The following is a 12,201-nucleotide window of genomic DNA, read 5'->3' on the forward strand; positions in this document are numbered from 1 at the left end:
GGTCGATGCCCGGCCATTTCTGTTTGGTGAAATAGTTATAGCTGTTACCAGCGCTGGTGCACATGCGGCGCGATCAGCCGGTCATAGATCTCGTGGCTCGCGGCCATCACCTCATGCGTCAGCGGCGCAAGGCTGGCGGCTGCCGCATTGGCTTTCGCCTGCTCGGCGTTGCGGGCGCCAGGAATGACCACCGTGACGGCATCGCTCATCAGGATCCAGCGCAGCGCGAACGCCGCCATCGTGGCGCCCTCGGGAACCAGCTTGCGAACCTCTTCCACCGCCTGCAGGCCGACCTCGAACGGAACGCCCGCGAAGGTCTCGCCGACATCGAATGCTTCGCCATGGCGGTTGAAGTTGCGATGGTCGTCGCTCGCAAACGTCGTCTCACGGCTGATCTTGCCAGAGAGCAGGCCGCTTGCCAGCGGGACGCGGGCGATGACGGCAATATTCTTTTGCCGCGCTTCCTGGAAGAACAGATGGCTCGGGCGCTGGCGGAAGAGATTGTAGATGATCTGGATGCTGACCACGCCGGGGAACTCGATCGCCTTCAGCGCTTCCTCGACCTTCTCGACGCTGACGCCATAGCCGCGAATCTTGCCGGCCTTCTGCAGCTCGTTCAGGCCCTCGAACACCTCAGGGCGATAAAGAACCTCCGTCGGCGGGCAGTGCAGCTGCACGAGGTCGAGGCTGTCGACCTTGAGGTTCTTCAGGCTGCGATCGATGAAACTCTCGAGATTGGCCTTGGTGTAACCATCGGCCACATGCGGGTTCAACCGCCGGCCGGCCTTCGTCGCGACCATCGGTCGCTCGCCGCCACGGCTCTCAAGCACATCGGCGATGATCTTTTCCGAACGGCCGTCGCCATAGACGTCGGCGGTGTCGATGAAGGTGATCCCGGCGTCAAGCGCCGCATTGAGCGCTGCGCGTCCATCAGCTTCGCTGACATCGCCCCAGGCGCCGCCGATCTGCCATGCGCCAAAACCGATATTGCTCACCGTATGGGGCAGGTGGCCGAAAGAATGCTGCTTCATTGGAATTATCCTCCTCGTTTCCTTCATGGCACTATCAGTCCGCACAAAAGCCGACAAGCGCTTGAGAGGGAGGAGATAGGGCAGGGCGGCGCATCCGCCCTACCGTTTTCCCTAGGAGCCTGTGCGACTCAGAGCCGCTTCAGGCAGAAGGAAAAGTGCGCATGCGATTCGACGGTCAAGAATTCGAACTGCCAGCCATAATCCTTGCAGAACTTGGTGACGGCCTCGACGACGCCATAGACGATCGGCTTCACCGTATTGCCGGTGCAGAAGTCGTGACCGGCGATGCGGCCGGTCCGCTTGACCTTGCGGTCGCAGAGCAAAAGCTCCTGCCAGGTCAGTTCGAACGAATGGTCGGTGTCGATATAGGCCCAATCAAGAAAATCGTCCTCGAATTCGGCGAGCTTCTCCAGCGAGGTGCCCTGCATCAAGTGCAGCTGCCCGCTTTCGATATGTTTGCCGAACTGCGTATGGATCTGGTCGAGGCCGGAGCTGTAGCGGTCCATGCTCCAGGGATCGATGAGATAAAGCTGGGCCGGGCGATTCTTTTCGAGAATCTCCGCCGTGTATTCCCCAAACGCCGCGCCGATCTCGACACCCACGCCGCCATTGGGGATTCGATAGAGCAATTCGCCGCGATCGGGCAGCAGGCGCGCGTTTTCCATGTGGTGGGCGCTGAGCTGCGTGCGCGGCATGGCTGCCCGCTGTGCCTGGCGATCTTCGCGTGTTTTCATGATTCTATCTCCGCCTGAAGCACATGAGGTGCCGTTCGATTTGGCCGGAACCTAATCGCCGGAAACGGGATTAGCAACCGCAGCAAAATCAAAGCTGCCGGTAGATCAATCACATAAAGCGGAGAGAAAATGGTGGGCGATGAGAGACTCGAACTCCCGACATCCTCGGTGTAAACGAGGCGCTCTACCAACTGAGCTAATCGCCCTCCGCGGTGCGGATCATGTCCGCCGCGTCGATGGCCGTGATCTATGCGGATCGCGGACAAACCGCAAGAGCGTTTGTGAAGATTTTTTGATTTTTTTCGATCGGCATCCGCCAATGCCCCGGTTTCCCGGTAATTCCGTCTGTGGAAAAGAAAAATCGACAAGGGCAGGGCCAGGGGGAGGGCAGAGCCAGGATCGTTCGCTGGCGGATATCTAGAGCGGCGGCGCTGGAATGGTCCCTTATATGTGGGCGATTTTCGATCTGATTTCATTCACCCACAAACAAATCGCAGGCTGTCATCGTTTTGTCTCCAAACCTGCTTGACACTCAAATGCGAACCCCGTAGTTAGCCGCTCATCGAAGCGGCAAGCTGCTTTGACACGGACGCGAAAGCATCCGGATTGCTTGGAATGAATGCGGGTGTAGCTCAGTCGGTTAGAGTGCCGGCCTGTCACGCCGGAGGTCGCGGGTTCGAGCCCCGTCACTCGCGCCATTTCATGTAAGTGCTGAAAAGCACGGTCCGGAGCGACGCAGTCTGAAAAATGCGCGGGTGTAGCTCAGTCGGTTAGAGTGCCGGCCTGTCACGCCGGAGGTCGCGGGTTCGAGCCCCGTCACTCGCGCCATTCTTTTCCAGAATGTCTCCAGAATATAGATCACCTAGAAGGTGCGCTTGCGCCTTTCTGCCTTCGGGGTGCACGCCGGTCTCATCGCTCTTGCGGTCTTGCGGGTTTCGCAGTGCCTTCCGTGTGGCGCCATTGTCGCGAAGAGGGCAGGCGGCCTTGTATGGTCTGCCAGGAGCCGCGCCATGCGCGCGACAGGCGCCTCTCCTGTGCATCCCAACGTCCCGCCGACCAATCATGTCTCTGGCACTCGATAATCCCACACGTCGCCGCCATTGCCCCGGCTATCGTTCCTAATACAGAAGTGTCGGAATGCACCTCATCAACGAGGCTATTTCACGCAACTTATGGCTTTAAGTAGCGTTCGCGCATGTCAGGAATCGCGGGTCCCGCGAGTGTGTCTGAAGCGCATGCCGCGCACCCGCCCAATCACCCCGCGCGGCCCGTTCCGGGGCCGGTGCGCGCGTGATATCCACTGGCCGAAATGCCCTTTATTTAGTCGTTGGGCCTGCGACATAGCGACCCGATTGGCGCCGGTTTTTGATCGAATCGCAACCGATCCTCCGACTATCCGACAATTGACCGGCTTTAGATGAGGAAACATGCATTTAGCCGCCGCAAGGTCGCCGATTTTGCCCTGCTGTCCGGTGGCTGGGCGAGGCGCGTCGCACTTGTGGCGCTGCGCTTGCGCGAAAATGGTCATTGCATATCAAATACATAGACATGCAGCGGTTCGCAGTTTTTTACGCGGCTCTGCGCGACGCTCGCAGCGGATATGCCTTAGTTGTCAAGCGCTTCGGCAGCCTGAGTTCGCCGCTTGGCTTGTTCAAATCCTGCGTTTCCTACTCATGAAAGCCCTTGAGTTATGCAATATATGCTAGGCTGGCATGCAAGATCGTGTGCTGTGCGTTGATTTGTCGCAAAAACAATGTGCATGGCTAATAATGTCGCACGCGTGCAATTGGAATTGACACGCTAAAACTCTTGCGCATTGGCTGTGGCTGCGCTAACCACGGCTTGTTGCAACGCACGTTCGCTTGCCGGGCAAATGCCCAGGTGCGCCTCCCGGCGCAAATGGCAAGCAGGGATGAACCTGATGACTGGACTTCTCAGTTCCTATATTCCGATCGCCATTTTCATTGCCATCGCCCTTGTAATCGGCTTGTCGCTGCTCATTGCGCCGTTCGCCGTTGCCTACAAGGCGCCTGATGCTGAAAAGCTTTCGGCTTTCGAATGCGGCTTCAACGCGTTCGACGACGCCCGCATGAAATTCGATATCCGCTTCTATCTGGTGTCGATTCTCTTCATCATCTTCGACCTCGAAGTCGCCTTTCTGTTCCCGTGGGCCGTTTCTTTCGGCGCGATCGGCTGGTTCGGCTTCTGGTCCATGATGGTCTTCCTTCTCGTGCTGACCATCGGCTTTATTTATGAGTGGAAAAAGGGAGCCCTGGAATGGGAGTAGCCCCAAGCGACAAGGCGCTCGTCGCGCCGCATCCGAAAGGCATCATCGACCCGGCAACGGGCAAGCCGATTGGAAGCGACAGTGCGTTCTTCGGCGAGATCAATGACGAGCTGGCCGACAAGGGCTTCCTGGTCACGTCCACTCGCGATTTGATCACCTGGGCGCGCACCGGCTCGCTGATGTGGATGCAGTTCGGTCTGGCCTGCTGCGCCGTCGAAGGCCTGATGCAGGTTTCCGGTCCGCGTTACGACATGGAGCGCTTCGGTGTTGCTCCGCGTGCTTCGCCGCGCCAGTCGGACGTCATGATCGTCGCTGGTACGCTGACCAACAAGATGGCGCCGGCGCTCCGCAAGGTCTATGACCAGATGCCGGAGCCGCGTTACGTCATCTCGATGGGCTCCTGCGCAAACGGCGGTGGCTACTATCACTATTCTTACTCGGTCGTGCGTGGCTGCGATCGTGTTGTTCCTGTCGATATCTACGTGCCGGGCTGTCCCCCCACGGCAGAAGCGCTGCTCTACGGGGTCTTGCTTCTGCAGAAGAAGATACGGCGCACCGGAACGATTGAGCGCTAAGGGCGGAGGACTGTCATGAGTGAAGCCTTGAGCGAACTGTCGTCGTATCTCCGCGAGATGCGCGGCGATCTGATTGTCGATGCATCGATCAGCTATGGCGAATTGAACGTAACGACGACGCCGGAAACGATTGTCGCGCTGCTGACGTTCCTGCGCGACGATCCGCGTTGCGGCTTCGTCAGCATGATCGACATCTGCGGCGTCGACTGGCCGCAGCGCGAAAAGCGTTTCGATGTCGTCTACCATCTCCTGTCGCCGAAGCAGAACCTGCGCATCCGCGTCAAGCTCGCTGTTGCCGATGGCGTATCCGTTCCGTCGGCGACGTCGGTCTACATGGGTGCCGAGTGGTTCGAGCGCGAAGCCTGGGACATGTACGGCATTCCATTCTCCGGCCATGCCGACCTGCGCCGTCTGCTGACGGACTATGGTTTCGAAGGCCATCCGCTGCGCAAGGACTTCCCGACGACCGGTTATGTCGAGGTGCGTTACGACGATGCCGCCAAGCGCGTTGTCTACGAACCCGTCGAGCTGAAGCAGGAATTCCGCAATTTCGATTTCACGTCCCCGTGGGAAGGCACCGATTACGTACTTCCGGGAGACGAGAAGGCTGCGAATTGAGATGAGGCTCGACTGTCTTGAAGCCTCTCCGTTCGCCGTCTCATGCCAATTGCCAGCGCGGAGCGCGTCGCTATGACTGAACATAACGTTCGCAACTTTACGATCAACTTCGGACCGGAGCACCCGTCCGCGCACGGCGTTCTGCGTCTGGTGCTCGAGCTCGATGGCGAAATCATCGAGCGCGTCGATCCGCATATCGGCCTCCTGCACCGCGGCACCGAAAAGCTGATCGAATCGAAGACCTATCTTCAGGCCGTTCCTTATTTCGATCGCCTCGACTACGTCGCGCCGATGAACCAGGAGCATGCTTTCGCGCTCGCCGTCGAAAAGATGCTGAAGCTGGAAATTCCGATTCGCGGTCAGCTCATCCGTGTTCTCTACTCCGAAATTGGCCGAATCTTGTCGCACATCATGAACGTGACGACACAGGCCATGGACGTCGGCGCGATGACGCCGCCGGTCTGGGGCTTTGAAGAGCGCGAAAAGCTGATGGTGTTTTACGAGCGCGCCTGTGGCGCCCGTATGCACTCGGCCTATTTCCGTCCGGGCGGTGTCCACCAGGACATCCCGCAGGAACTGGTCGAGGATATCGGCAAGTGGTGCGATCCTTTCCTCAAGGTTCTCGACGATATCGAAGGCCTCCTGACCGACAACCGTATCTTCAAGCAGCGTAACGTCGATATCGGCGTCGTCTCGCTGGAAGACGCATGGTCCTGGGGCTTCTCGGGCGTCATGGTTCGCGGTTCGGGCGCTGCCTGGGACCTGCGCCGCTCGCAGCCCTACGAGTGCTACAACGATCTCGAATTCGACATCGCCATCGGCAAGAACGGCGACTGCTACGATCGCTATCTGATCCGCATGATCGAAATGCGCCAGTCCGTCCGCATCATGAAGCAGTGCGTCAACCGCCTGCTCGGCGATGCCAAGGTCGGCCCGGTCTCCTCGATCGACGGCAAGGTCGTTCCGCCGAAGCGTGGCGAGATGAAGCGTTCGATGGAAGCGCTGATCCACCACTTCAAGCTCTACACCGAAGGCTACCACGTTCCGGCCGGCGAAGTGTACGCAGCCGTCGAAGCGCCGAAGGGCGAGTTCGGCGTCTACGTCGTCGCCGACGGCAGCAACAAGCCCTATCGTTGCAAGATCCGCGCCCCGGGCTATGCCCACCTGCAAGCGATGGATTTCCTCTGCAAGGGCCACATGCTTGCCGACGTGACTGCCGTTCTCGGTTCGCTCGACATCGTCTTCGGCGAGGTCGACCGCTAATGAAACTGCCGTCGCTCGTTACCGTCGTTCTCCTCCTGGCTTCTGGCGCTTACGCGCAGGAAGCCGGTGGACTTGGCCCCAAGCTGGGCCAGGAAGACGTAGCGCCGCCGGCAAACAAGGCGTCCATGGGCGAGCTTTTGTCCAGGGGCTATCAAATCAAGGCTGCAGTCCCCAACGGTGGAAAGTTCTTCGTTGTGTTCCTGCAGAAAGACCAGTCGGCCTACGCTTGCGAGATGAAGTCTCTGACCTCGTCGCAGTGTGGCGCCCTAAACTGACAAGGCGTGAGGAAGAATGTCCGTTCGTCGATTAGCCGAAGATCAATTCCAGCCTGCCGCGTTCGCCTTCAATGACGAGAACGCGGCCTGGGCGGATAAGACGATCCAGAAATACCCTGCGGGCCGTCAGCAATCCGCGGTCATTCCGCTGTTGATGCGAGCGCAGGAACAGGACGGCTGGGTCACGCGCGCGGCGATCGAAAAGGTCGCCAACATGCTGGACATGGCCTACATCCGCGTTCTTGAGGTCGCGACGTTCTACACGCAGTTCCAGCTCGGCCCGGTCGGCACGCGCGCTCACATCCAGGTGTGCGGCACGACGCCTTGCATGCTGCGCGGTTCGGAAGGCCTGATGTCGGTCTGCAAGAGCAAGATCCATCACCATCCGTTCGAGCGTAATGCCGAAGGCACGCTGTCCTGGGAAGAAGTCGAATGTCTCGGGGCTTGCGTCAACGCGCCCATGGTCATGATCGGCAAGGATACCTACGAAGACCTGACGCCGGAACGCCTGGCCGAGATCATCGACACCTTCGATGCGGGCAACGGTGCGAGCGTAACACCCGGCCCGCAGATCGACCGTCACTTCTCCTCTCCGGAAGGCGGCCCGACGTCGCTGACCGACGAAGAGCCGAAGAAGAGGGCTTCCGCCAAGAAGGTCGTCGCCGACGCTGCGACCGCAACGGTCGACGCCGCACCGGTTCCCCCGTCGGAAGCAGCCCGCGCTAAGAGCACGGACGCCGAGACCAATGCCGCGCTGAAGACGCCCGTAACGGCGCCGAAGGCCGCTGCAAAAAACGCCAAGGCCGTTGAAGAACAGCCGGGCGTCGCAGCGCCGGTTCCGGCAGCGGCAAAGCCGTCGCTGACAGACAAGAACCGTCCTGCCGGCATCGAAAAGCCTGCCACCCCTGACGATCTGAAGCTGATCTCGGGCGTTGGCCCGAAGATCGAAGGCACGCTGCATGAACTCGGCATCTTCACCTTTGCGCAGGTCGCGGGCTGGAAGAAGGCCGAGCGCGAGTGGGTCGATGGCTACCTGAATTTCAAGGGCCGCATCGATCGCGACGACTGGGTCAAGCAGGCCAAGGCGCTCGCCAAGGGCGGCGAAGCCGAATACATTAAAGTCTTCGGCAAGAAGCCGCGGTAAGAGGTGAAGCATGTTACAAGATAAAGATCGCATCTTTACCAATATCTACGGCCTCAAGGACAAGTCCCTGAAGGGCGCGATGAGCCGCGGCCACTGGGACGGCACCAAGCAGATCCTCGAAAAGGGTCGCGACTGGATCATCAACGAGATGAAGGCTTCCGGTCTTCGCGGTCGTGGCGGCGCCGGCTTCCCGACGGGTCTCAAGTGGTCCTTCATGCCGAAGGAAAACGACGGTCGTCCGCACTACCTCGTTGTCAACGCCGACGAATCCGAGCCCGGCACCTGCAAGGACCGTGACATCATGCGTCACGATCCCCATACGCTGATCGAAGGCTGCGTTATTGCCTCGTTCGCCATGGGCGCCAACACCGCCTACATCTACGTTCGCGGCGAATACATTCGCGAGCGCGAGGCGCTGCAGGCTGCGATCGACGAGTGCTACGACTTCGGTCTGCTCGGCAAGAACAACAAGCTCGGCTACCCGATGGACATCTTCGTCCACCACGGCGCCGGCGCTTACATCTGCGGTGAGGAAACCGCGCTGCTCGAGAGCCTGGAAGGCAAGAAGGGCCAGCCGCGCCTGAAGCCGCCATTCCCGGCCAACATGGGCCTCTACGGCTGCCCGACCACGGTCAACAACGTCGAGTCGATCGCTGTTGCGCCGACGATTCTCCGTCGCGGCGCCGGCTGGTTCTCGGCACTCGGTCGCCCGAACAACGTCGGCACCAAGCTGTTCATGCTCTCTGGTCACGTCAACAAGCCGTGCACCGTCGAAGAAGAAATGGGCATCACCTTCCGCGAGCTCGTCGACAAGCACGCCGGCGGTATCCGTGGCGGCTGGGACAACATGCTCGCGGTCATTCCCGGCGGTGCTTCGTGCCCGATCGTTCCCGCCAAGGACATGATCGACGTGCCGATGGACTTCGACGGCCTGCGCTCGGTCGGCTCCTCCTTCGGTACCGCAGCCTCGATCGTCATGGACAAGTCCACCGACGTCATCAAGGCGATCGCCCGTATCTCGGCCTTCTTCAAGCACGAGAGCTGCGGCCAGTGCACGCCGTGCCGCGAAGGCACCGGCTGGATGTGGCGCGTCATGGAGCGCATGGCCAAGGGCAACGCCCAAAAGCGCGAAATCGACATGCTCTTCGCCGTCACCAAGCAGATCGAAGGCCACACCATCTGTGCGCTCGGCGATGCTGCCGCATGGCCGGTGCAGGGTCTGATCCGCAACTTCCGTCATGAGATCGAAGCGCGCATCGATCAGTATACGGCAAACGCCATGGACCATGGCGCGGTTCTCGAGGCTGCTGAGTAAGACGATGGCAAACGCATCCGACAGCAAGAACAAGGAAGGGGTCGCCGATTTCTCGGCCGACTTCGGCCGTCTTGCCGCCGAGATGCTGGAAAATGCCCGCGCCTTGCCGATCGCGCCGATGATGGTCAATCCGGCAGCCGCCATGGCTGCCGCGACCGCAATCGGTTTCGGCTTCTCCACGCAGATGGCCGGCGCCTTCTTCGGCGCCCTCCAGGGAGCGATGGAAGCATCGAACAAGCTGGCGGCGGTTCTCGACGAGACGCCTCCGGAAGAGCCGAAGCCCGAGTTCGACGTGAAGCCCGAAAACATTCGCCCGGCCGCGACGAAGAAGACGACGGCCCGCGTGAAGCTGGCCGTGGTTGCCGACAAGGCCGAGCCGGTGGCGAAGACGAAGACTGTTGCAGCCGCCAAGCCGGCAGCGCGTGGCAAGAAAGCCGATGATCTCAAGCAGATCTCCGGCATCGGCCCGAAGCTTGAGCAGGTGCTGAACGCCAAGGGTGTTCGCATGCTCAGCGAGATCGCTGGCTGGTCGGATGCCGATGTGGCCCGCCTTGACGCGGAGTTTGGTTTCGACGGCCGCATTGTCCGCGATGGCTGGGTGGCGCAGGCAAAGGCGCTGACGGCAAAGGGCCGGAAGCGGACGTGATGATGTCCGGTCGCGGATCGCGATCGGAGGAGAGACAAGACTGAGCGGCGCGGGGAGGGTCCCAATGCCGCGATGTCGCAGGCCGGTTCCCGGGCCTCGGGGGGCGGAGACGAAAATTTGGACGACACCAGTGTCAGCGGGATCGAAATCCGGCCTGGCAGTGGAAACGTTGCAGAATAGGTTTGTTTGCCGGCTTCCGGTGAACGGGAAACAGGACTGAGTGACGATGGCAAAACTGAAGATTGACGGTAACGAGATCGAGGTCCCGGATCATTACACCCTCATTCAGGCGTGTGAGGAAGCCGGTGCTGAAGTTCCGCGCTTCTGCTTCCACGAACGCCTTTCGGTTGCCGGCAACTGCCGCATGTGCCTCGTCGAGGTCAAGGGTGGCCCGCCGAAGCCGCAGGCATCTTGCGCCATGGGCGTGCGCGATATCCGCGGCGGCCCGAACGGCGAATTGCCCGAGGTCTTCACCAACACGCCGATGGTCAAGAAGGCCCGCGAAGGCGTGATGGAATTCCTGCTGATCAACCATCCGCTGGATTGCCCGATCTGCGACCAGGGTGGCGAATGCGACCTGCAGGACCAGGCCATGGCCTTCGGTATCGCCGGCTCGCGCTATCAGGAAGACAAGCGCGCCGTCGAGGACAAGTACATCGGACCGCTCGTCAAGACGGTCATGAACCGCTGCATTCACTGCACGCGCTGCGTTCGCTTCACCACCGAGGTCGCCGGCATTGCCGAGCTCGGTCTGATCGGTCGTGGCGAAGACGCCGAGATCACCACCTATCTCGAGCAGGCGATGACCTCCGAGCTGCAGGGCAACGTCGTTGACCTCTGCCCGGTCGGCGCGCTGACCTCCAAGCCCTTCGCCTTCACGGCCCGTCCTTGGGAACTGAACAAGACCGAAACGATCGACGTCATGGACGCGCTCGGCTCGGCAATCCGCGTCGACACGCGTGGCCGCGAAGTCATGCGCGTCATGCCGCGTGTCAACGACCAGATCAACGAAGAGTGGATCTCCGACAAGAGCCGCTTCATCTGGGACGGCCTGAAGACGCAGCGCCTCGACAAGCCTTACGTTCGCAAGGACGGCCGCCTGCAGGTCGCAAGCTGGCCGGATGCGTTCGCAGCGATCAAGTCGGCTGTCGCTTCGACCTCCGGCGACAAGATCGGCGCCATCGCCGGCGACCTCGCTTCGGTCGAAGAGATGTACGCTCTGTCCGAACTGGTAAAGTCGCTCGGTTCCGAGAACCTCGACTGTCGCCAGGATGGGACGGCACTTGATCCGTCGCTCGGCCGCGCAAGCTACCTCTTCAACCCGACGATCGAAGGCATCGAACAGGCCGACGCGCTGCTCATCATCGGCGCCAACCCGCGTTTCGAAGCCGCAGTTCTTAACGCCCGCATCCGCAAGCGCTGGCGCCGCGGCAACTTCCCGATTGGCGTGATCGGCGAAGCCGGCGAACTGCGCTACGACTACGAATATCTCGGCTCCGGCCCGGATACGCTGAAGGATCTGGTCGACGGCACGCATAGCTTCGCCAAGGTTCTGACCGACGCCAAGAAGCCGCTCATCATCATCGGCCAGGGCGCTCTCTCGCGCGCTGATGGCGCAGGCGTTCTCGCCAGTGCCGCCAAGCTCGCCGGCACTGTCGGTGCTGTTGTCGACGGCTGGAACGGTTTCGCCGTCCTGCACACGGCTGCCGCCCGCGTCGGTGGTCTCGATCTCGGCTTCGTACCGGGCGCCAAGGGCGTCAATGCCGCTGAGATGCTGACCTCGATGGACGTTCTCTTCCTGCTCGGCGCCGACGAAATGAACTTCGAAGCCAAGAAGGCGAAGTTCACCGTCTACATCGGTTCGCATGGTGACCAGGGCGCACAGAACGCCGACGTTATCCTGCCGGCCGCAGCCTACACGGAAAAGTCCGGCACCTGGGTCAACACCGAAGGCCGCGTTCAGATCGGCAACCGCGCAGGCTTCGCACCGGGCGATGCCCGCGAGGACTGGGCGATCATCCGCGCGCTCTCCGACGTGCTCGGCAAGAAGCTGCCGTTCGACTCGCTGAGCCAGCTGCGCGCCAAGCTTTACCAGGCGTTCCCGCACTTTGCGGCCGCCGACGAGATTGCCGAAAGCGACAGCGCCAAGATTGCTGCCGTCGCCAAGAAAGCCGGCAAGATGAACAAGGCCGGCTTCGCATCGCCGGTGAAAGACTTCTATTTGACGAACCCAATCGCGCGCGCATCGGCTGTCATGGCTGAGTGCTCGGCATTGGCCCGCAACAACTTCAAAGTCGCGGCAGAGTAAGGGCA

At 60.9% G+C, this 12,201-nt stretch carries 11 protein-coding genes and 3 tRNA genes; 11 read left to right on the plus strand and 3 right to left on the minus strand.

Features of this window, described 5'->3' with window-relative positions; translation table 11 throughout:
* Positions 1-44: 44 nt before the first annotated feature.
* The 3 genes from ACVTFQ_RS05915 to ACVTFQ_RS05925 form a co-directional block, all read right to left on the minus strand.
* Positions 45-1,031, minus strand: a complete 987-nt coding sequence (locus tag ACVTFQ_RS05915; protein WP_111561286.1) for an aldo/keto reductase — start codon at positions 1,029-1,031, stop codon at positions 45-47.
* Between the two features lie 128 nt (positions 1,032-1,159).
* On the minus strand, positions 1,160-1,765 hold the full coding sequence (locus tag ACVTFQ_RS05920; protein ID WP_111561287.1) for a class I SAM-dependent methyltransferase: 606 nt from the start codon (positions 1,763-1,765) through the stop codon (positions 1,160-1,162).
* A 130-nt stretch (positions 1,766-1,895) separates the two neighbouring features.
* Positions 1,896-1,971: transfer RNA gene (locus ACVTFQ_RS05925), tRNA-Val, on the minus strand.
* A 415-nt stretch (positions 1,972-2,386) separates the two neighbouring features.
* Between ACVTFQ_RS05925 and ACVTFQ_RS05930 the strand changes: the two genes are divergently transcribed.
* The 11 genes from ACVTFQ_RS05930 (at position 2,387) to nuoG (ending at position 12,196) form a co-directional block, all read left to right on the plus strand.
* Positions 2,387-2,463 (plus strand) — tRNA-Asp (locus ACVTFQ_RS05930).
* 53 nt (positions 2,464-2,516) lie between these two features.
* Positions 2,517-2,593: transfer RNA gene (locus ACVTFQ_RS05935), tRNA-Asp, on the plus strand.
* A gap of 1,093 nt (positions 2,594-3,686) precedes the next feature.
* Positions 3,687-4,052 (plus strand): NADH-quinone oxidoreductase subunit A, encoded by a 366-nt coding sequence (locus ACVTFQ_RS05940; protein WP_026283310.1) that lies wholly within the window; start codon positions 3,687-3,689, stop codon positions 4,050-4,052.
* The gene (locus ACVTFQ_RS05945) at positions 4,043-4,627 is read left to right on the plus strand and encodes a NuoB/complex I 20 kDa subunit family protein (RefSeq protein ID WP_018857058.1); all 585 of its coding nucleotides are present in this window, start codon (positions 4,043-4,045) and stop codon (positions 4,625-4,627) included. Before ACVTFQ_RS05940 ends, ACVTFQ_RS05945 begins: the two co-directional genes overlap by 10 nt.
* A gap of 15 nt (positions 4,628-4,642) precedes the next feature.
* Positions 4,643-5,245 (plus strand): NADH-quinone oxidoreductase subunit C, encoded by a 603-nt coding sequence (locus ACVTFQ_RS05950; RefSeq protein WP_018900212.1) that lies wholly within the window; start codon positions 4,643-4,645, stop codon positions 5,243-5,245.
* A 72-nt stretch (positions 5,246-5,317) separates the two neighbouring features.
* Positions 5,318-6,508, plus strand: a complete 1,191-nt coding sequence (locus ACVTFQ_RS05955) for an NADH-quinone oxidoreductase subunit D (RefSeq protein WP_018900211.1) — start codon at positions 5,318-5,320, stop codon at positions 6,506-6,508.
* Positions 6,508-6,783 (plus strand): hypothetical protein, encoded by a 276-nt coding sequence (locus ACVTFQ_RS05960; RefSeq protein WP_111561288.1) that lies wholly within the window; start codon positions 6,508-6,510, stop codon positions 6,781-6,783. Before ACVTFQ_RS05955 ends, ACVTFQ_RS05960 begins: the two co-directional genes overlap by 1 nt.
* Positions 6,784-6,799: 16 nt before the next feature.
* Entirely contained in the window at positions 6,800-7,927 is a 1,128-nt protein-coding gene (locus ACVTFQ_RS05965) for an NADH-quinone oxidoreductase subunit E (RefSeq protein ID WP_111561289.1), read from the plus strand.
* Positions 7,928-7,937: 10 nt separating this feature from the next.
* A complete protein-coding gene (gene nuoF, locus ACVTFQ_RS05970; protein ID WP_112436865.1) occupies positions 7,938-9,242 on the plus strand; it encodes an NADH-quinone oxidoreductase subunit NuoF in 1,305 nt (434 codons plus the stop codon).
* Between the two features lie 4 nt (positions 9,243-9,246).
* Entirely contained in the window at positions 9,247-9,888 is a 642-nt protein-coding gene (locus ACVTFQ_RS05975; RefSeq protein WP_111561543.1) for a 5' DNA nuclease, read from the plus strand.
* Positions 9,889-10,114: 226 nt separating this feature from the next.
* Positions 10,115-12,196: an NADH-quinone oxidoreductase subunit NuoG gene (nuoG, locus tag ACVTFQ_RS05980; protein WP_111561290.1), complete on the plus strand. Its 2,082-nt coding sequence runs from the start codon at positions 10,115-10,117 to the stop codon at positions 12,194-12,196.
* Positions 12,197-12,201: the final 5 nt, after the last annotated feature.

The sequence above is a fragment of the Rhizobium sp. O111 genome (assembly GCF_055616315.1).